The sequence below is a fragment of the Thermovirga lienii genome, from assembly GCF_036847465.1.
GTDB classification, from domain to species: Bacteria; Synergistota; Synergistia; order Synergistales; family Thermovirgaceae; genus Thermovirga; species Thermovirga lienii.
Genome location: NZ_DAITZW010000001.1, coordinates 1 through 19,928, shown reverse-complemented (window position 1 = coordinate 19,928; position 19,928 = coordinate 1). Strand labels below are relative to the sequence as shown.

The following is a 19,928-nucleotide window of genomic DNA, read 5'->3' as shown; positions in this document are numbered from 1 at the left end:
TTCATCATTTCCTCCTGAAAAGTCTTTCCATGTCTTCTGCCGTAACGACAACGTGAGTGGGTCTTCCATGAGGACAGGCTTGAGGTTTTTTGCAAGCAAAGAGTTCATTCCACAGGGCTAAAGCTTCCTTTTCCTCTATTATCTTGGTTATTTTTATGGCACCTTTACAAGCTTCAGAGGCCAACCCTTCTGCAAAAACTTCCGCTAAATCCTCTCCCGCCGTCTTTTCGGCAGCATCCAAAGCAAGCCTCAAAACACCTATGGGGCTCAAATTCTTTTCAGATATCCCCGCCGGTACCCCAGAAAGATACAATACTCCCTCCCGCTCCTTGAAGGAAAAACCCCACTCTTCCAAGACCTTGACCCACTCCCTTGCAACCTCGGAGATACTAGGGGGGAGTTCTAATTCGGGATATATGTTCTGCCTTGAGCCATCTCTTATCCTGCTCAAGAAGAACTCAAATAGTATCCTCTCGTGGGATGCATGCGGGTCCAGTAAGACAAAATTAGTAGAATACTCATACAACAGATAACCACTGGAAAGCCTTCCTAAAAACCTTACATGTTGATCATCCTCATCAACAAACTGCAAAAAAGTTTCCCCGTGATCCGCGTACTGTGCCTCTTCAGGACCGTTTCCTCCTAAATTTTCTCCCAAATCCCTTTCCCACTTTTGTGGTTCTTCTCCGTCATCTTCTGTCTGAGCTAGAACCGGCCTACCTTCTGAAGAGGGCCGCAAAGGTATGGAGAACATTTGTTTTGATCCCATTAGCATGTCCTCTACGAGCTTGCTGGCAGCCTTGTAAATTTCTCCGCTGTTTTTGAAGCGCACCTCCGCTTTGGCAGGATGTATGTTCACGTCCAAGTCTTCTGGTGGTACCTCTACGATCACAAACCAGAGTCCTGAAGCAGCCTGTCCAAAGGACGATATGGCCGCCCTCACCACTGAGTCCTGCACTCTCCTTCCGTTGACGAAGACGGTAAGGTTCACTCTGGTGCCTTCCCTCAAGGGTTGCCAAAAAGCGGTTATCTTGACAGGGGCAAAATCCACCTTCCCCTGCTGAATGGGACAATGTGAAGGCCATATCTTATCCAGGATGTCCAGGGACGTCCTCTCTTCGGTATTGCCCTCCGTTGAAAAAATTACCCTATCCTCACTCATCAATGTAAAAACCTTATCAGGGAAGGCGACCGCATAATCTCTAACCACTGAAGACACCCTTCGTGTCTCCCCTTGAGAACTTTTAAGAAACTTTCTTCTGGCTGGGAAATTAAAAAAGAGGTCTTCAACCTGCACCCTGGTGCCTGGAAAGGTGTTTATCCTCCTATGAAGTTCCACCTTGCCAGCAGTACATATCAACAGTCCACCTTCCCCTTCCTCCCTGGCCATGCTACGTATCTCCAGCCTGCTTACCGCAGCAATGCTGCCCAATGCTTCTCCGCGAAAGCCAAACGTGCCTATATGGCCCAGGTCATCAACGTCGGATATTTTACTGGTTGCGAAGCGCTCCACGGCTAGGGGCAAATCGTTGAACAAAATGCCAACCCCGTCGTCTTCGACGACTATTTTGGACTTGCCACCTTGATTCAAAGCTATTTTTATAGTAGTAGCACCAGCGTCCAGGGAGTTCTCTATAAGCTCCTTCACTATAGATGCAGGGCTCTCTATTACCTCTCCTGCGGCGATCCTTGCAGAAACGTCGGGTTTAAGCTTTTCTATTCTTCTCAATTCTCTCCAATTATCTCCTTCGCTCTGTCTTTTAATTTGTAAAGGAGTTCCAAGGCCCCCAGCGGGGTCAAATTATCAGGATCCAAGGAAGCTATGTCCCTGGCCAGGTCCTCGGCTTCAGGAAGGAAAAGCCCTAACTGTTTGACCTTGACTCCATTATCAACTTGCCCTTCCCCGCCCAGTTCCTTTAAGTTTCTTTCTTCCTCGAAACGCCTCAACAACTCCATCGAGCGCTTGATAACCGCCTCTGGGACTCCTGCCAGTTTCGCTACCTCGACGCCGTAGGATTTGTCCGCCGGCTGAGGCTCCAGTTTGTACAAAAACACTATGCCCTTTTCGGTCTCTTCCACTGCCAGGCTGAGGTTGAATAGTCCGGGCAACGAGTCCGCAAGGGACGCTAGCTCGTGATAGTGAGTTGCAAAAAGGACTTTAGGCATGCCGTCGCACACCTTGTGCAAATATTCTAGTACAGCCCAGGCTATGCTTATACCGTCGTACGTAGAAGTCCCCCTGCCAATTTCATCAAGTATCACAAGGCTCCGGGGTGTAACGTTCCTGAGAATATTGGCTGTTTCAACCATCTCCACCATGAAGGTGCTTTTACCCCTGGCAAGCTCGTCTTTTGCCCCTATCCTGGAAAAAATACGGTCTATTATACCTATCTCAGCTTTTGACGCAGGAACGAAGCTTCCTGCCTGAGCCATGATAACCAAAAGGGCTGCCATCCTCAAATAAGTGGACTTCCCAGCCATGTTGGGACCCGTTACTATTGCTATCCTCTTGCCGTAGGAATCCAACAAAACGTCGTTGGGAGTGAAAGGGGCCCTGCTACCTAGAGCTTCTTCCACCACCGGGTGCCTAGCGTCCCGAAGCGCTATGACATATCCATCGTTAATAGCGGGTCTTACGTAATTACATTCTCGCGCCTTGACAGCAAAGGAACACAAGACATCCAACGTTGCTATGAAATCACTTATGTCCTGAATGGTAGAGCTATTTTCCAGAACTTCCTGCACTAAGGATTCGTAAAGGACCTTCTCCCTCGCCTCGATCTGGATGTCCAAGGTCATCAACTTTTCTTCAAGCTCTTTTAGCTCCTCAGTTATAAAACGTTCTCCACCTACCAGCGTCTGCTTTCTTATATAGTTTTGGGGCACCTTATCCAGATAGGATTTACTGATCTCCAAGTAGTATCCAAACACCTTGTTGAAACCTATTTTCATGTTCTTGATGCCTGTTTTCTCTCTTTCCCTCTCCAAAATGGCATTAAGCTCTTCTCCGGAATGGCTCCTTAAGTAGCGCAAAGAATCAAGTTCCTGATCAAAGCCCTCTCTTATAACGTTTCCGTCCTTGATATTCTTGGGAAGTTCATCACATAGGGCTGATTCCAGCTTGGCCCTTAGATCTCTAGGATCTCCAGGAATATCCAACACCTCGTCAATGAAGGCATCTCGAACTACTTCCATTACATCAGGCAAGACACCAAGAGTGTCCCTTATCACTCCAAGGTCTCTTGGGGTGCCAAGCCCCATTCCCAACCGGGATAAGGCTTTTTCGGCATCACCGCAACTTGAAAGAACCTCGCGAAGCCTTTGAAGTTCTGTCCAGTTTTGCAGCAACTTCTCTACTCCATCATGTCTTTTCCTTATCTGCTCATGGTCCACCAGCGGGTGCAACAGCCACTCCTTCAGTAGTCTCTTACCCATTGGGGTACCACACCGGTTCAAAACAGAGAAAAGGGTCAACTTGTCTCCCTCTATAAGCTCCAGGTTCTTCTGAGTGGAGTAGTCCATTATAAGCTCACTAGAAAAGTGGCTTTTGTGTATTCTCTTAATGTGCTTTACCACGCCAAATTGGGTTTCCCTTAAATAGCTATATGCAGCCCACGCTGCCCCTATGCTGCCATCGTCCTCTTGGAAGCCGAAACCCTCTAGGGTAGCTATACCCCACTCGCTACAAAACCTTCTTGCTCCCTCTTTCGGATCAAAATCGTCAGGATCTTTTTCCACTATCCTTGGCTCCATGAATTGAAGGAGTTTTTTGCGGGTGTCTTCTTTTAGGTTCTTCGGGATCACCAACTCGGACGGTGCAAAGGAGCATAAAAGCCCCAACCCATCTTCTTCAGGCAACGTGGCAGCTTCAAGCCTGCCGCTGCTGCAGTTCAAAAGGGCTAAATACATGACCTTGTCTTTTATTCTCACCGCCGCCAGTTTGCTCTCCATCGGAAGGTCTGCGGGCACGAACGTTCCAGGAGTTATAACTCTAACTACCTTTCTTTCCACCAAGTTCTTACCGTCTGGTTCGGTAACCTGTTCGCAGATGGCCACCTTGAACCCCGCTTTTATGAGCCTGTATATGTAGTTTTCCGCAGCATGGTAAGGGACACCAGCCATGGGAATCTCCCTAGCCGAGTCCCGAGCAGTGAGCGCTATACCTAGAATTGAGGATGCCTTCTGGGCATCCTCAAAAAACATCTCATAAAAATCTCCCATCCGGAAGAAGAGCAAGCAATCAGGGTATTGTCTTTTCCAGTAGTCATACTGTTTCAACATTGGAGTCAGTTTTACACCCTTTGGTACTGACACCCTAGCTGCCCCCCTTGCTATAGTGCTCCAAGAAGTCTTGAAGCATTATGCTCGCTGCTACCATATCGATGTTCTGCCTACGTTTCTTTCTCTTCACATCGGCCTCTATCATTGCCTTTTCCGCTATGGTAGTGGTGAATCGTTCATCCCAGAGAACAACATCGAGGTCTGGATATCTCTGTCTCAGACTAGATACAACGTCTTTTATCTTCAGAGCCTCAGGACCTACCGAAGCATCCGTTCGATAGGGCATACCTACAACTATAACACCCACCTTATAGTGTGCCACAAGCTTGTCCAATTCTGCCATCCAGTCCCCAGTGGCGTCCAAAACAGCGACCCCCTGGGCGAAACTACCAAGGGGGTCACTTACAGAAACACCAATTCTCTTGGTTCCAATGTCCAGGCCTAGAAACCTCTTCATTATCCTATCATTTCCCTCAGAATATCTATAGCCTTATTAAGTGCTTCCTTCACTCCATCAACCTTTTTGGCTCCCGCCTGAGCGACGTCCGGACGTCCTCCCCCACCGCCACCCAGAAGCTGGGCGATGGACTTGGCCAGTTTGCCAGCGTGAACTCCTTTTGCCATGGCATCCTTGTCGGCCATCACCACAAAGGTCACTTGATCCTTCGTCTTGGACGCTAGAATGGTCACGCTGGATTTACGGCTGTTCCTTATCTTGTCTCCCACCTGGCGAAGAACATTGGGCGGCAGTTCGTCAAATATTCCCGAGCATAGCAAAACACCTTCAACTTCGACAGCTTTCTGCAGCATTTCATCCACAGCCAGTTGGGCCTTTTCTACGTTTAGTCTTTCCACCTCGTCCTGAAGTTTTTTGCGCTGCTCGAGCAAGGAAAGGGCCTTTTCTTTAAGCTGGCCTTCCTCTGCTTCGAAAATCTCCGAAAGTTCGTCAAGCTTCTCTGCCTGTTCCTGGAACTTAAGGAAAGCAGCATCCGAGGCGAGGGCAGTTATCCTCCTCAGGCCTGCTCCTATACCCTCTTCCTTGACTATCTTGAAAACACCGATGTCACCAGTGCGGTTCACATGGGTTCCACCGCACAACTCGGCGCTATAGCCGGGAACTACTATGACCCTGACCTTATCTCCGTACTTTTCCTCGAATAGGGCCTTGGCTCCCAACTTCTTCGCCTCTTCGATGTTCGTAATGTGAGTTTCCAAAGCAAGATTATCGGTAATTACCCCGAACACTATGTTCTCAACCTCTTTTATCTCATCTTTTGTCATAGGCTTAACATGAGTAAAGTCGAACCTCAGGAAATCCGGTGCAACAAGGGACCCGGCCTGCCTAACGTGATCGCCAAGCACCCTTATTAGGGCTTCGTGGAGGAGATGGGTAGATGTATGGTGAGCTTTTATCTTCTTTCTCCTTCCGCTGTCGACCTTGGCCACTACGAAGTCTCCCACCTTGAGTTTGCCAGACTCCACCCTCACCTTGTGCACATAATGCCCACCAGAGGACACTTGGGTGTCTAAGACCTTTGCTCGCCCTCCAGGCTGCCATTCGAGAACTCCTTCATCGCCCACCTGGCCACCTTTTTCACCGTAAAAGGGTGTCTTATTGAGCACCACATAACATTCTTGACCCTCTGCACAAGCCTCTTTCTTTTCATTATCCACGACCACGGCCAAAACTTTTCCTTCGTCTTCTTCCTTTTCATACCCGGTAAATTCGCTGGGCTCCAAATCTTTTAACAGCCCTTCGTCCATCTCTATTTTGTTGCTCTCGGACTTGGCCCAAGCAGCCCTGGCTCTTTCCCTTTGCTTTTCCATTTCTTTCTGAAATTCCTCGAACTTGACCTCTATCCCCGCCTCTTTACATATCTCCTCGGTCAACTCGAAGGGGAATCCAAAGGTATCATACAGTTCAAAGGCAACAACACCGCTCAAGGTCTTCCCTCCGGAACCTTTCACGTTCCTGATCTCCTCTTCAAGCAGCGTTGTACCCTGCTCCAAGGTCCTTCCAAACCGCAACTCCTCCTGCTCAATTACCTGTTCTATCAAGTTCTTGTGGAGTATCAATTCTTCGTAGGGATCTGCCATTATCTCGTTCAATACCGGCAAAAGTTCAGTGAGAAATGGCCTTTCCACCCCGGCAAGGCGTCCGTAGCGCACTGCCCTCCTCAATATTCTTCTGAGGACGTAGCCCCTTCCCTCATTGGAAGGCATTATGCCATCAGCGATCATGAAGGCAACTGCCCTCAAGTGGTCAGAAACCACTCTTACGGCCATATCTTCCCTTCCTCCGGACCCATACTTTACGCCCATTATGGAAGAGGCCTTGGCTACCAGTGGTTTGAAAAGGTCCGTCTCGAAGTCTCCTTTTACCTGCTGAACAACAGAGGCCAATCTCTCAAGTCCCATTCCCGTGTCTATGTTTTTCTTCGGAAGAGGATTGAGGTTCCCTTCTTCGTCCCGGTTATATTGCATGAACACAAGGTTCCAAACCTCCAAGTAACGGTCGCAATCGCACTCCAAGCCGCAATCAGGGCTCCCGCAGGAAAACTCCGGGCCTTGATCGTAGATCAGCTCAGAACAGGGGCCGCAAGGACCAACGGGTCCAACGGACCAAAAATTATCCTCTTCTCCGAGCCTGTATATTCTGTTTGCTGGTACACCAACTACCTTATTCCATATCTCGAAAGCTTCCTCATCGTCTTTGTAAATAGTGGGATACAGTCTGTCAGGATCCAGCCCAACACGCTCCGTAAGAAACTCCCAAGCGAAAAGGGAAGCTTCTTTCTTGAAGTAATCTCCGAAGCTGAAGTTTCCTAGCATCTCGAAGAAGGTATGATGCCTAGCAGTCCTTCCCACGTTATCTATGTCGTTCGTCCTCACGCATTTCTGGGAGGTAGTAGCTCGGGTAACCTCTGGGGTCTTCTGTCCCAAGAAATAAGGCTTGAAAGGCACCATTCCCGCTATGGTGAAAAGTATGCTGGGATCATCTGGTACCAGAGAAAAGCTCGGATATCTTTTGTGCCCTTTGCTCTCAAAAAAAGACAAAAACATTTCCCTCAGTTCCTTACCGCTTCTTGCCTGCATTCGCCAACCCCCCGTATCAAAGAATACCCTGAATTTCCATCACATCACATGCAAAGTTTTAGAGATTATACCACTAACTACATATTCTTTCCCTTGATTTCTGGGCTCTTTCCCTCACAAATTCTGCTTCCTTGTATTTGTAGTTGCCATGGTAGTAAACCCAAACTCCGTTTACCATTGTACCCACCACGTCTGCGCTGCTTCCCGCATACACCAAATAATGGACTAAGTTGGCGCAATCGAACCCCACATAATGAGGCTTGTCCAAGTCAATCATGGCGAGGTCAGCCTTCCAGGATCTCTCTATTCTCCCCACTTTATCGAAACCAAGAGCCCTTGCACCGTTGAAAGTGGCCATCTTCAAGACCTCTTTAGCTTTGCAACATGTGGGATCCAGTTCCTTGCCCTTATGAAGCAAAGCTGCAAGGCGCATCTCCTCCCACACGTCAAGCCTGTTGTTGCTTGCAGCACCATCGGTACCCAAAGAAACAGTAACACCACGGTCAAGATAACCTCTAAGGGGAGCTATGCCGCTACCGAGCTTAAGGTTGCTTGAGGGGTTGTGAGCAACCTGCACGGAAGGACAGGACATTTTCTCCATTTCTTCTTCCTCCATCCATACACAGTGAGCCAAAAGAGCCACCGGAACGGACAGAAGACCTGAGTTCTCCAAAAAATCCACAGGAGTCATTCCGTACTTTTCCATCAGGAAACCTCTCTCCCAGGGGGCCTCCATAAAGTGGGTATGAACCCCCACTCCCTTGTCCAGCGCGAGGTCACACAATCTTTTGTACATTTCCGCAGGAACCGTATATGGAGCATGGGGACCTATTTGGACGTTCACGAGCTCTTGACCCTTGAAATGGTCAATCAAGCTCAGCGTCTTTTCCACATTGGACTCATCGGTCCCTATAATTCCTTTGGCTAGCGCACATCTTGCTCCAAACTGTTGCGCTGCACTGCCCACTTCCTCCATCTCAAAGTACATATCCGCAAAGGCCGTAACACCCATTGAGGTCATCTCCAAAAGGGCTAGGGAAGTTCCCCAGTATATATCCTCTGGAGTGAGCTTGGCCTCTACCGGCCATATCTTCTCCTCTAGCCACTCCTTCAAGGGTCTTTCCTCTCCCAGCCCTCGCAGGAGGGTCATGGCCGCATGAGTATGGGCATTGACCAAACCCGGAATGACAGCTTTTTTAAACTTGCAATCTAATACCTCCATATCTTCAGATATGGGGATCTCTTCTCCTATCTCCACTATGGAATCGCCATCGATCAAAATGTCTCCCCGCTTGGCCTCCTCCATGAAGGCATCAACGTAGTACACTCTCCTTAAAAGGGTTCTCAAAAGGGCTCCCCTCCTTCCCGCTATTCCTTCCACGATCTCAAGTAGCCTCTTTGAGCTGCGGTCATTTCCTCAAGAGTTACTCCCATAGTCTTTAGTTTTCTTTTCATCACCAACCGGTCTATCTCCTCCGGTACGGGTATTACCCCCTTTTCCAGAGTTTTTTTCCGAATGTGAAGGGCACACAAAAGTTGAGTTGAGAAACTCAAATCCATTATCTCAATCGGGTGACCGTCAGCTGCAGCAAGGTTCACCAGGCGCCCCTCTGCCAACAGGTGCAGTCTTCTTCCATCCTTCAGAGTGTAGGTGAGTATGTTCTTTCTGGACACGGCCTTACTTTCACACATCTCCTCCAAGTGGTTTTTGTTTATCTCCACGTCGAAATGGCCGGCATTGCCCAGTATGGCCCCATCCTTCATAACCTCGAAATGTTCCCTGCGAATTACGTCCCTGTTACCGGTCAGAGTAAGGAAGATGTCCCCCAAAGGAGCCGCCTCCTTCATGGACATGACTGAATGGCCATCCATAAGGGCCTCGAAAGCTTTGTGGGGATCCACTTCAACTACTATAACCTTGGCACCTAGGGACTGCATCCTCATGGCAACCCCTCTACCACACCAGCCGTAACCTGCCACAACCACAATCTTACCGGCGATGAGAACGTTCGTAGTCCTCAATATTCCATCCACCACAGACTGCCCCGTTCCATACCTATTGTCGAACAGGAACTTGCTCTTGGCATCGTTTACGGCTATAACCCCCAACGAGAGGTCGTCACTGGCCTCCATGGCCTTGAGCCTAGTCACACCCGTAGTGGTTTCCTCGGCTGCGCCCCGTATACGGGGGAGCAAATTTTGTCTCTCCGTATGTAAAAGGGCAATGAGGTCCGCTCCGTCATCTATAACTATGGTAGGCTCTATGTCCAAAGCTTTATTCAGGTTTTCAACGTACTCGCTGGTGGACATTCCCCTTCTGCTGTAAACAAAAATCCCCTTTGACACAAGAGCAGCACAGACGTCGTCCTGAGTGGAAAGGGGGTTGCTGCCCGCTGCAGAGACCTCTGCTCCCAGTTTTTTTAAGGTCAGAAGGAGGCAGGCCGTTTTAGCCTCCAGATGAAGGCAGGTGCATATCCTCTCTCCTTTGAGGGGCTGATCTTTCTGGTACTCCTCCTCAAAGCTCCTCAAAACCGGCATGAAATTCCATGCCCAATTTATTTTCTTAAGTCCTTCTTCTACCAATGTGCTATCAAGTTTCATGATTTACTCTCCTTCCTTACATAGGGATCATGCAAATAATCGGGCAATGGCCTCTTCAAAGGGAGGGTAAAGCACTCCCCTTTCGGTAACTATGGCAGTTACAAGTTCCTTGGGCGTGACGTCGAACGCTGGATTCCACACTGGAATTTCTTCAGGAACTTCCATTCCTCCTGGTAGCTTTCTTATCTCTTCTGCTTTTCGAATTTCTATGGGTATCTTATCGCCTTCTAAACATGCGGGGTCAATGGTCGAAACGGGAGCGGCTACTATGAAAGGCACGCCGTGATATTTCGCCGCTACGGCCAATCCATACGTCCCTATTTTGTTGGCCACGTCTCCATTTCTTGCTACCCTGTCGGCTCCCACTATCACCCCGTGGATCCTCTCCTTCTTCATCACAAAGGGTGCCATCGAATCACATATAAGAGTGACATCTACCCCGTCCTGGAAGAGCTCCCACGCCGTCAGGCGGGCGCCTTGAAGCACTGGCCGTGTTTCATCTACATATACCTTTATGTTTTTTCCCTGCTCTTTGGCTGCCCTTATTATTCCCAAGGCGGTACCATACCCCCCCGTGGCAAGGGCGCCAGCGTTGCAGTGGGTTATAACGATGGAAGTATCAGGCAATAACTTCGCCCCGTTGATTCCAATTCGCCTATTTATCTCAATGTCTTCAAAATGGATTTGCCTAGCTTCCGTAAGTAGTCTTTCTCCCAAGAGAGCCTCTTTTGTACTTTCAGCTACTTTTTCCATCCTGTTTAGGGCCCAGAAGAGGTTTACCGCTGTGGGCCTCGTCCGAGCAAGCCTGGATAGGCTTTCCTTTAAGGCATCGTGAGTCATGGGTTTGGTCAGAACTACACCGTAGGCCGCAGCTATACCTATGGCTGGAGCTCCCCTAACAGCCATCGTTTCTATTGCCCTAGCTACATCTTCCACGGTACTGCAGCGAAGGTAGCTGACTTCTCTGGGCAACCTCCTTTGATCCAGTATCTCAAGCTGCTTAGTCTTATCGTTCCAACGCAATGTATCAGGAAGCATTCGGACCTCACCCCTTCAATCCAAAAGTCTACGGTCAACTGGTACTTTATCTGTAACGCAAGCTTTTATATCTCCATCTATAAACTGAACAACGATATTCTCTCCTAATGTCACCTGGAGGGCAGAGGATATCTTGTTCTTTTCTTCGTCTCTGCAGTAAGCAAACCCTTTCGATAAGATCTTGAGCGGAGAAGCTCCATCCAGTCCATCGACCGCCCTAGCCAAAGACAGCTTATGGCTTTCTACTTTCCTTTGGGTGTTTTTCGCAAGCTCCCTAGACAAACTCTCCAATAAAGAGCGATTTCTCCACAGGTACTTGTCGTTCACTATATTTTGTATGTAGCAAAAAATGTGTTCCAACCTGGAGGTCCTCTCATTCAACCTCGTTTTTACTCCTCTTGTCATGGCACTTTTCAGGTTTTCCAGGCTATGGAGCAAGGCAAACCTGTCAGGGAAGGTCCTTTCAGCCGCTGCGGAGGGAGTGGGAGCATGTAAGTCAGCCGCCAGATCTGCTAAAGTAAGGTCTATATCGTGTCCTAGGCCAGTAACTATCGGCACGGGACAAAGCCTCACGGCTCTCACCACAGCTTCGTCGTCGAAGGGACTCAGGTCGTCGCGGCTTCCCCCTCCTCTCACCAAAAGGGCCACATCCAATCCATCTATGTACTGCACCTTTCTTAAAGCATTAACTATAGACTTGGGAGCGTCCAGACCCTGAACCAGACACGGGACAATGATGAGCTCGCATTGGGGAAATCTGACAGAAGACACCTTGATCACGTCTTTCACAGCTGCCCCTGTTGGTGAAGTTATAACCGCAGCCTTAAGAGGAAGTTTGGGGATGGGCCTCTTGAGCCTTATATCGAATAGCCCCTCTTTCTCCAGGCGAAGCCTAAGCTCCTCTTTGGCCCTAGCTATGGCTCCCTGCCCTATGGGCACCAAACGTCGCGCATAAAGCTGATAAGCCCCCCTGGGAGGGTAAAGGCCTATCCTTCCCTCCACGGCAACAAGATCCCCTTTTTGCGGCCATTTGGGAACGTCCCTGGCATCAGATTTGAACAGCACGCAGTTTAAGCGGCTTTCTTTGCCCAATATGGTGAAATAAACATGTCCAGATGAGTGAACCTTGAAGTCAAAGAGTTCGCCAATTACCCTGAGGTTGCGGAGGTTGGCGTCTTGTTCCAAAAGATCTCTAATGTAACCTGTAAGTTGGTCAACGTCGAATTCCACTATCATGTTCCACGGACCCTTTACCCTTCGCTATCATTGTCCCCTGAAGATTCCTCCTGTAGGGACCTCACTATCCTTCCCAGGACTCCATTCACAAATCTCCCGGAATCTTCTGTGCCGAAGTGCTTTGCCAGCTCCACTGCCTCAGATATGGCCACGGCCATGGGAACACTCTTTTCTATCCAACCTTCATAGAGAGCCAAGCGAATTGCGACCAGATCGACTACCACCATTCTCTCGGGTCTCCAACCGGTTATGTAAGTCCTTATGAGCATATCTATGTTTTCTTTATTGGCCCAAGTTCCCTTTATAAGCTTAATGGCGTAGGAAGTTACGCTAGGCTCTTCATCTTTAAATGGGAAAAGGCTTATGGCCTCATCTGGCTCTAAGCCTTCCCTAACATCCAGCGAGTATAGAATCTGAAGGGCTATCTCTCTTGCCCTTCTTCGTTTTTGGGGAAGAAAGGATCTAGACAAAAATCCACCTCCAGTTATTTATCTCTTTTAAAGAAAGACATGATCTTCGAAGTAATTTTCTTTCCTTCATCGCTCAGCAGGAAGAAACTAACAAGGAACCCCGCCACAGACCACCCCAAAGCACACAGGATCCCTCTAAGTCCCAATTGGAACGCAGCGGAAACAGCTCCTGCCAAAACAGCCCAAAACACGGGCTTGTCCATACCAAACCTACCACATAGCCTGTTGGCTAGCAAGGCCTCCACACCCTTGGCATCTTCAGTTTTGACCACGTTCAACACTACTTTCTCAATGCCTATGGATGAAAACTCACAGGCCAAATCTCTCTCTATCCTCTTTGCATCCTCTTCGAGTAGGTCCCCTTGTAGTTCTATGGATAGGGTAAGCAGTGACCTTTCTCCATCGAAAAAGAGCTCAGCGCATCGAGACTTTTCCGGCAGAAACCTTTCGACCACATCCTGAAGGCCTTTCTTGGATACCCACAACCTACCAAAAGGTCCATCCTTCCAATAAAAAAACAATGTCGCCAACCTCCTATAAAAAAGGCCGGCCCTTTAAGGCTCCGGCCTTTTTTATTTTTGAAATCTACAGCTCGGACCTTTCAGGGGGACTGGTGCCTTCTGTTTCTGCGGAAGATTGGGCTGTTTCCTCTTCCTTTTGAGGAGACTCGAAAAACACCCCCTGAACATATACATCCACAGACTTTACGGTATACCCAGTAAACTGCTCTAGGTTCTTCTTGATGGATTCCTGAACGTCCCAAGCAACATCAGGGATCCTAAGGCCGTACTTCACCGTCACATAGGCCTCAACGGCAATGGAAGGAACCTCCCCATCGTGCACAGATATCTTAACTCCACTGGAAGATTTCTTGCCTAACCGCAAGTTGGCCACCAGACCTGGACTTGCAGGCTGGACTCCCTTTACGCTCAACAATGCCTGGGTAGCTATCTGGGCTATCACTTCCTCTGATATCTTGACGCTTCCTGTCACCGTGGAACTATCCAAAGTTTCAGTAGACTCAAGACCTTCAGAGGTTTCCTCCTCAGTCAAGTGTTTTTCCTTTTCCTCCACCACTTACCCCCCTCTCTTGACACCAAAGGGTTTGAATTAGTCCTTTGGCAGGTCCATCAAAAACCCACATTCAGGGCACTGAAGCTCTTCCTCTTCTTCGTATTCCTCAGGGTCGTAGAAGAAAACGTAACCGCACTCAGGACATGTAACGGAAGGATAATCCAGATCTTCATCGTCTTCATATTCTTCTTCCCATTCCTCGCCGAGTCCTTCCTCAAGCCGACTCATATCCTCTTCCAACTCTTCGCAATAATCGGCCAACTCGCCAAGGAATTCCTGTTGTTCCGTCAATATCTCTTCGTGCTCCTCAATCTCCGAGGATAAAGCCCGCAACGCCTCAACTATGGCCTCATATACGCGCCTGGTGTCTTCATCCTCCACCTTGAGTCCCTCTAACAAACCTTCCAGATAAGCTATTCTCTCTTTAGACGTCATATTGCCCTCCTACTTAACCTTTTGCTCTTTCTATGTACTCGCCAGTCCTGGTATCCACCACTATCACATCGCCAACCTCTATGAACATGGGGACAGTAAGGACGAGACCGGTCTCAAGGGTGGCAGGTTTTCCACCACCTGATACGGTATCTCCCTTGTAGCCAGGCGAGGTATCCACAACTTTTAGTTCAACGCTCTTAGGAAGTTCAACCCCAACAACTCGACCCTCATACATGCTCAAGGATACCTCCAGGTTGTCCTTGAGGAAAGAGACGGCATTCCCCAAGACATCCTTAGGAATGTAGATCTGGTCATAATTTCCAAGGTCCATGAACACATAGTTTTCCCCGTCCTGATAGAGGAATTGGGCCGGCTTATCATCAAAAGTGACCCGCTCGAACCTTTCACCGGACCTGAAAGAGTTCTCAATTATGGCACCAGTATCAAGGTTTTTGAGCTTGGTGCGAACAATGGCTCCTCCACGGCCCATCTTGTGATGCTGGCAGTCCAAAATCTCCCAAATACCGTCCTGCCACTTAATTTTCATGCCGCTATGAAAATCACTTGTTTCTACTACACTTGCCATGTACAATCCTCCCACGCAAAATTAAGAGTATATAGGTATTTTACAATAGCATCGACGATTTAAAAATATCCTCCTAAAAGTTGGCCGCCACAGAGCCTGATGGAACCTCCAGGATGTAGGGAACCACTATTATTACGACCTCTGTGTTCTGCTTCCTGGCATTTCGGATCTTGAACAGCTCACCCAAAAGGGGTATATCGCTTATCACCGGTATCTTGGTTACCGAACGGGTGGTCTGCTCACTGAACAAGCCGCCAACCACAAAAGGTTCTCCGTTTCGTACCCTTACAAGGGTCTTAACGTTCCTCTTGCTCGTGACAGGCACTTCCGACTGGCCGCTCTTTCGGAACTCCAAAATCTGGCCCGTTCCTATATCCAGCTGTATTGTGACCACGCCCGACCTGCCCACGTTCGGAGTGAACTTCAGTATAGGCCCTGCCTCTTCGGTCTCAAATTCGGGGTTTCCGTTATCGTCCAGACCAGACTGGTAAATATAGTTTTGCGTAAGCTTCACTTCGGCAGGCTGTCCATCCACAGTGACCAAAGATGGACTAGCAAGGACCTTGGCTTTCGATGAGCTTTCCAGTGCTCTGAGTCCTGCATCCAGTACCTTCAAAGCTCCGTTGCTCAAGTCCGGGAAGGTCAAGTCTCCTGGAGGCGCAATGGTCCTGTCGCCCGTATCGGGGTCGTAAACCGACCCCTCCGAGTTCTGATTATCGTCGTAGTAACCTATCATGCCTCCTGAGGCGCCAAAGGAGGCCCACCAGCTCTTGTAAACAGCGTTCACCAGCGCCTCGACCTCGTCCTTGCCGTCATCGGACACCTCTATTATCCTCGCCTGGAGCATGACCTGAAGGCCTGGATGATCTATTCTCTCCAGTGTCCTTTTGACATGATCCAACTGGGCTTCGGTTCCGGTGACGTACACCATCCTGAGGCGCTCGTCCACCACGAACTTGGTAACGCCTGTAATGCTCTGCAGGAGGGCAGGTATCTGCTTGGGGTCCGCATAGGATATGTGGAACCCTCGCGTCTGCTGTAGGCCCAAAGTTTTGGCGATGCTTTCAGCCTTGCCTACAACCATGGTCTTTCCTATCATCGCATAGGTTATCTCGTACATGCGCATCAAGTACTGCAGAGCGTCCCTGAAGGGAACGTCCTTCAGGCTTACCGTAACCATGGAGGAAGGAACCGATGGATCAACCAGAATGTTTATGTTCATCATGGTCCCAAGCATCCTGAAGACATCCCTCAAGTCAGCGTCCCTCATCTCTATGGTCACCGGCTTGGTTATCATCATAGGATCGTACTTTGACCCCCCGGGAAACTCTTTGGCCCCCTCCAAAAGCATTTCCTCCTTCAGAGCGATCTCTCCTCCTTGGGAAGGAACCCCAACATAGAGCCTCAACAAGCTAGAAGGTGGTGCACCCTCCACCTTGAGCAGGCCAAGGGGCATGTTACCCATAATCACGGCCTTCACCCCTTGGTCTTCCTGGGAAAGCTTCACCTTGCGAAGCAGGGGCAAACTGTAGTCTTTCTCCCAAAATCCAGAAGGCAGGGTTACCCCCAAGAAATACAAAACCAGTTGATCGTTTTCCGTCGACAGCACTTCAGGTAAGGGAAGCTTATGCCCTTTAAACTCCATCAACAGGACCCTGCCGCCCGCCTGGGTTACCTCTAGGCCCAACATGGTCGGCATCTGGTTCGCGAGGTCCTGGCTAGGAGCATCGCCCGCCCAGGAAGAAGCTCCCCCTAGAAGGAAAACTGCGACCAACACCGTTAACACGAAGACTGTTTTAAGCACCCCAGGCAGGGAACTTCTCACATTTCTATTGAAGCCTCGTACACTTGACCGGCCCATGTGAACACCACCTTTTCTGCTGAAATAGCCACTATCCTTCCTTGCCCGTCACCAAAGGACGCACCCTTTTTGACCACTAATCCATCGCTCAATCCATCTACATCAAGCAGCGCAACGCTGTCAGGCTCGTTTACAATAATCGCCCTTACTATGATCAAAGGAGGAGCAACCTCTTTTGCCAAGGTGACTGAAACCCCTTCCTGCAGTTCTGGAGGAGGCGGAGGCACAAAGGGTTTCCTGGAAATAGTGGAAGCCAACACGGATAGCTCGGTACTTCCGCCTCTGGCCTGCACTGTAGCCCTGAACTTTTCCACCACTTGATCTAGGCGTTTTGCTTCCTCGGCCACCTTGGGACTTGGTTTTACCTCCGGAGGAATCTGGGGCTTGGCCAACTCAGTTAGCTCCTTGAATACGTAACCAGACCACACGGTTGCTCCCAAGAGGGCTGCAGCCAAAAGGATCTTTATCAACCTGGGCACCTTGTCGCCGTGCACTATCTCATCCCAGAACTCCAAAAGGGCACCGAGCCAAGAATCAGAGGATATCATTGGCCTTCACCCCCTTTGGGAAAAGCAGACTCAAGGGTAACGGTTCCCCGCACGTACCCTTCTATTTCATTGTCCTTCTGCAAAGAGGCCGAGACCATCCTTACAGCCACTCCCATGCTCCTCCAATCGGCGAACACGTTGAGCACAGCGTAATATGGCCCTTCAAAGTTCACGTTGATGGCCTTCAGATCTTTGGATCCTTTTCCAGGTTTGATACTGTTCACCTTTATACCGTTTTTGGCAAGCTCCCTCTCCACCGCCGAATAGAAGGAGACCTCGTCCTCCGGCAAGGTTATCTTGTACTCATCTATGGTGCTCAATGCTTCCTTGTACGCCTTTATCAACCTGGTTTTGTCCATCACATCTCTGCTCAGTATAGCCTCACGGCGACGCATTTCGTCAATCGTACGCCGTTCTTCTAAGACCTTCTTGCTGAAAAAGGCTTCTCCTCCCAGGATCAGGGCGAACAAAAGCAAAAGGACCAGCGATATGACTAAACGTTTGCGAGGCAGCTTCATCTTGCGGCCACCTCCTCCCTAAGGACACTTCGCAGATCCTTAAACTCCCCGAGAAAGGCGCTCAAAGAGAAGGTGACAACGCTTTGCCCATCCTGTTCCACCCTGTTGGTTACTGGAAATCCCACAGCCTTGACCACAGGGGCATCTAAAAGGGCTTTACCGAAGGAGACCACGTCATTTTCCGTAAATGCCTTTCCAGAAAGGTCCACCTTGCCTTTTGAGATGTTGATCTTTTCCAGCCACACAGACGCGGGCAAAGCCTTCTCCAGAGAGGCCAAAAACTCAATGGATGGCAGTTCCTTCTCAATTAGGCTCAAGGCACTTTGATAATCTGCTTCCTTCTCTTTAAGCCTCTTTAGCTCCTTACCAAGCTTTATGTTCTGCACTTGAAGGGCTTCTATCCTGTTCTGAAGGGCCAACCTCTGTTTTTTGAGGTCATTCGAAAGGTAAAAACCATAGCCAAATGAAGTCAAAGAAACCACTAAAAAGGATAGCACCAAGACCGTAGCAACTATCTTGGCAAGATCCACACCTCTAGATACGGACTCTGCATAACTTTGGGGCCTCAAATCCAGTTTTATCTTCATGACAGATCCCTCACAGCGAGGCCAAGGGCGGTCTCCCACCCCCACCTATCGGCAGGTGCGCCCCTAATATTCCAGATCTCCCACGGATCTTTCACAACCACCGCTGTATCAGTGGCCTTTTGGAGCTCCTCCTTGAGGAGCTCTTCCTTACCGTAATCGCCGCAGAGGATGATCTCATCAACCCTCATCTCCCTAAATTGGCTTGCCAGGTAGGTGAAGGTGGAAGAAACCTCCCTGGCGACTGCCACGAAGCCTGAAGAGCTGTCCAGTCCATCCTTTGGCCTTCCTCCAAAAAGGAGGGTTCGATATATTATTCCGTTATCTCCAAAACCTACTATTATTTGGGAACTCAAAGAGCCAACGCTCACCACCATTGTCCCCGTTATGATATCGCTCTCTGTGTGGGCTCCCTTAAAACTTCTGTAGAGGGGAACTCCCGATGGCTCCACGGCGTTGACCTTTATTCCTACTCTTTTGGTGACTTCCATCAGCCCCTCCACCACCCTGAGGCGAGCCGCTGCCACGAGGAACCTGGACGTGGTAACGTCAGGTTCCCCCGGAAGGTCCACTGGCGAAAGGTCGAACACCGCCTCGGCGTATGGAAAAGGAAAGTACTTTTCAAAATCCCATTTAAGGGCCTCCTTGGCCTCATCTGGGGCCAAGGAGGGCATCTCAACTATTCGAAGCAAAACGTCCCTTGAAGGGAGGCTCAACGAGACAGGGGCGCCCCAATGGCCGCCAATGCAGCTTTTGAGCTCCTCGAGCTTTCCCTCCAGGGCCTGCACGTCGGCGATCATCTCTCCGTCCACTATACCCGGCCCGAGCTCCACCTCGCCGGCACGGGCCACAGAAAGCCCCCCTCCGGACCTTTCAAGCTCCACGTACCTTACGTGCCCACTGGAAAGGGAAAGCCCGGCAGCAAGGCCTTTTTTGCCAAAAAGAGCAACCATTGAGGCACCTCCTCTTCTTCCCTCTGGCAACCTCTTAATATACAAAGCTAAAATAACTAGTTTCACTTAAGAGCTTTTTATTTGCTTCCTAGCTTTACGTACACATTATCACCGCCTGTGTAATCTCCACCGTTCATATTCGCATATAAACCATTTTCAGTGGCCATCTCTTTTAACTTGTCTCTAAAACCGCCATCCTCAAGGGTAGCTTTAATATAAACACCGTTGCCATTTGAATCAATGTCGTAGGCCTTAACAATTTCTCCATCAGCGGAAACAGGCCTATCCATATAGTCATCTAGATCTGAAATTGATGTTGGCCAATCGTTGTGATCGAAATAATACATCAGCGCAGCAGCCTTCATGCTTCTCAAGTTGCTCACTATCTTGGTCGCGTTCGCCTTGTCCTTCCCGGACCCCATCACCAACAGCATGGCTCCCGCCAAGATGCCTATGATGACCATTACTATGAGGAGTTCCACCAACGTAAAACCTTTTGCTTTCCTTCTTCTAACCAATTTGAACATTTTCTCTCCCTCCTTCAATCATTACCCTTCACCACAATAAATATGACACACAAAAACTTTAGTCAAGCACATGATAAAAGCCACTACCTAAAAACTCTATTTCCCCTCTTTTTTTCCACC

The 19,928-nt window shown here is 49.3% G+C and carries 19 protein-coding genes; all 19 read right to left on the bottom strand.

Annotation, left to right across the window (positions count from 1 at the left end):
• Positions 1-4 precede the first annotated feature (4 nt).
• Positions 5-1,729: a DNA mismatch repair endonuclease MutL gene (mutL, locus tag V7Z69_RS00095; protein WP_334138018.1), complete on the bottom strand. Its 1,725-nt coding sequence runs from the start codon at positions 1,727-1,729 to the stop codon at positions 5-7.
• Positions 1,726-4,314: a DNA mismatch repair protein MutS gene (gene mutS, locus V7Z69_RS00090; RefSeq protein WP_334138017.1), complete on the bottom strand. Its 2,589-nt coding sequence runs from the start codon at positions 4,312-4,314 to the stop codon at positions 1,726-1,728. The genes mutL and mutS overlap by 4 nt, the downstream gene beginning before the upstream one ends.
• Before the next feature lies 1 nt (position 4,315).
• Positions 4,316-4,738, bottom strand: coding sequence for a Holliday junction resolvase RuvX (ruvX, locus tag V7Z69_RS00085; RefSeq protein WP_334138015.1), 423 nt, complete (start codon positions 4,736-4,738; stop codon positions 4,316-4,318).
• Complete coding sequence (alaS, locus tag V7Z69_RS00080; protein WP_334138013.1) at positions 4,738-7,377, bottom strand: alanine--tRNA ligase; 2,640 nt, start codon at positions 7,375-7,377, stop codon at positions 4,738-4,740. The genes ruvX and alaS overlap by 1 nt, the downstream gene beginning before the upstream one ends.
• A gap of 73 nt (positions 7,378-7,450) precedes the next feature.
• Entirely contained in the window at positions 7,451-8,725 is a 1,275-nt protein-coding gene (locus V7Z69_RS00075; RefSeq protein ID WP_334138011.1) for an amidohydrolase, read from the bottom strand.
• 20 nt (positions 8,726-8,745) lie between these two features.
• Positions 8,746-9,978: an adenosylhomocysteinase gene (locus tag V7Z69_RS00070; RefSeq protein WP_014163022.1), complete on the bottom strand. Its 1,233-nt coding sequence runs from the start codon at positions 9,976-9,978 to the stop codon at positions 8,746-8,748.
• A gap of 27 nt (positions 9,979-10,005) precedes the next feature.
• On the bottom strand, positions 10,006-11,016 hold the full coding sequence (gene mtnA / locus V7Z69_RS00065; protein ID WP_334138007.1) for an S-methyl-5-thioribose-1-phosphate isomerase: 1,011 nt from the start codon (positions 11,014-11,016) through the stop codon (positions 10,006-10,008).
• A gap of 15 nt (positions 11,017-11,031) precedes the next feature.
• On the bottom strand, positions 11,032-12,252 hold the full coding sequence (gene xseA, locus V7Z69_RS00060) for an exodeoxyribonuclease VII large subunit (RefSeq protein ID WP_334138005.1): 1,221 nt from the start codon (positions 12,250-12,252) through the stop codon (positions 11,032-11,034).
• 14 nt (positions 12,253-12,266) lie between these two features.
• A complete protein-coding gene (gene nusB, locus V7Z69_RS00055; RefSeq protein WP_014163019.1) occupies positions 12,267-12,722 on the bottom strand; it encodes a transcription antitermination factor NusB in 456 nt (151 codons plus the stop codon).
• A gap of 14 nt (positions 12,723-12,736) precedes the next feature.
• Positions 12,737-13,243, bottom strand: a complete 507-nt coding sequence (locus tag V7Z69_RS00050; RefSeq protein ID WP_014163018.1) for a hypothetical protein — start codon at positions 13,241-13,243, stop codon at positions 12,737-12,739.
• 64 nt (positions 13,244-13,307) lie between these two features.
• Entirely contained in the window at positions 13,308-13,796 is a 489-nt protein-coding gene (locus V7Z69_RS00045) for an Asp23/Gls24 family envelope stress response protein (protein ID WP_014163017.1), read from the bottom strand.
• 36 nt (positions 13,797-13,832) lie between these two features.
• Entirely contained in the window at positions 13,833-14,231 is a 399-nt protein-coding gene (locus tag V7Z69_RS00040; RefSeq protein ID WP_334138003.1) for a CD1247 N-terminal domain-containing protein, read from the bottom strand.
• 13 nt (positions 14,232-14,244) lie between these two features.
• Entirely contained in the window at positions 14,245-14,817 is a 573-nt protein-coding gene (gene efp, locus V7Z69_RS00035; protein WP_014163015.1) for an elongation factor P, read from the bottom strand.
• 73 nt (positions 14,818-14,890) lie between these two features.
• Entirely contained in the window at positions 14,891-16,678 is a 1,788-nt protein-coding gene (locus V7Z69_RS00030) for a type II secretion system protein GspD (RefSeq protein ID WP_334138000.1), read from the bottom strand.
• Positions 16,639-17,226: a hypothetical protein gene (locus tag V7Z69_RS00025; protein WP_334137999.1), complete on the bottom strand. Its 588-nt coding sequence runs from the start codon at positions 17,224-17,226 to the stop codon at positions 16,639-16,641. Before V7Z69_RS00025 ends, V7Z69_RS00030 begins: the two co-directional genes overlap by 40 nt.
• On the bottom strand, positions 17,223-17,744 hold the full coding sequence (locus V7Z69_RS00020; RefSeq protein WP_334137997.1) for a hypothetical protein: 522 nt from the start codon (positions 17,742-17,744) through the stop codon (positions 17,223-17,225). Before V7Z69_RS00020 ends, V7Z69_RS00025 begins: the two co-directional genes overlap by 4 nt.
• Entirely contained in the window at positions 17,741-18,331 is a 591-nt protein-coding gene (locus V7Z69_RS00015) for a PilN domain-containing protein (protein WP_334137996.1), read from the bottom strand. The genes V7Z69_RS00020 and V7Z69_RS00015 overlap by 4 nt, the downstream gene beginning before the upstream one ends.
• Positions 18,328-19,281, bottom strand: coding sequence for a type IV pilus biogenesis protein PilM (gene pilM, locus V7Z69_RS00010; protein ID WP_334137994.1), 954 nt, complete (start codon positions 19,279-19,281; stop codon positions 18,328-18,330). The genes V7Z69_RS00015 and pilM overlap by 4 nt, the downstream gene beginning before the upstream one ends.
• Before the next feature lie 77 nt (positions 19,282-19,358).
• A complete protein-coding gene (locus tag V7Z69_RS00005; RefSeq protein ID WP_334137991.1) occupies positions 19,359-19,808 on the bottom strand; it encodes a type II secretion system protein in 450 nt (149 codons plus the stop codon).
• Positions 19,809-19,928: the final 120 nt, after the last annotated feature.

Excerpts from the sequence above, each read along its gene's own strand:
- V7Z69_RS00040 (WP_334138003.1), bottom strand. The coding sequence starts at position 14,231 with ATGACGTCTAAAGAGAGAATAGCTTATCTGGAAGGTTTGTTAGAGGGA.
- xseA (WP_334138005.1), bottom strand. The coding sequence starts at position 12,252 with ATGATAGTGGAATTCGACGTTGACCAACTTACAGGTTACATTAGAGAT.
- efp (WP_014163015.1), bottom strand. The coding sequence starts at position 14,817 with ATGGCAAGTGTAGTAGAAACAAGTGATTTTCATAGCGGCATGAAAATT.
- V7Z69_RS00015 (WP_334137996.1), bottom strand. The coding sequence starts at position 18,331 with ATGAAGATAAAACTGGATTTGAGGCCCCAAAGTTATGCAGAGTCCGTA.
- V7Z69_RS00005 (WP_334137991.1), bottom strand. The coding sequence starts at position 19,808 with ATGTTCAAATTGGTTAGAAGAAGGAAAGCAAAAGGTTTTACGTTGGTG.
- mtnA (WP_334138007.1), bottom strand. The coding sequence starts at position 11,016 with ATGCTTCCTGATACATTGCGTTGGAACGATAAGACTAAGCAGCTTGAG.
- V7Z69_RS00070 (WP_014163022.1), bottom strand. The coding sequence starts at position 9,978 with ATGAAACTTGATAGCACATTGGTAGAAGAAGGACTTAAGAAAATAAAT.
- V7Z69_RS00020 (WP_334137997.1), bottom strand. The coding sequence starts at position 17,744 with ATGAAGCTGCCTCGCAAACGTTTAGTCATATCGCTGGTCCTTTTGCTT.
- V7Z69_RS00025 (WP_334137999.1), bottom strand. The coding sequence starts at position 17,226 with ATGATATCCTCTGATTCTTGGCTCGGTGCCCTTTTGGAGTTCTGGGAT.
- ruvX (WP_334138015.1), bottom strand. The coding sequence starts at position 4,738 with ATGAAGAGGTTTCTAGGCCTGGACATTGGAACCAAGAGAATTGGTGTT.
- V7Z69_RS00030 (WP_334138000.1), bottom strand. The coding sequence starts at position 16,678 with ATGGGCCGGTCAAGTGTACGAGGCTTCAATAGAAATGTGAGAAGTTCC.
- alaS (WP_334138013.1), bottom strand. The coding sequence starts at position 7,377 with ATGCAGGCAAGAAGCGGTAAGGAACTGAGGGAAATGTTTTTGTCTTTT.
- pilM (WP_334137994.1), bottom strand. The coding sequence starts at position 19,281 with ATGGTTGCTCTTTTTGGCAAAAAAGGCCTTGCTGCCGGGCTTTCCCTT.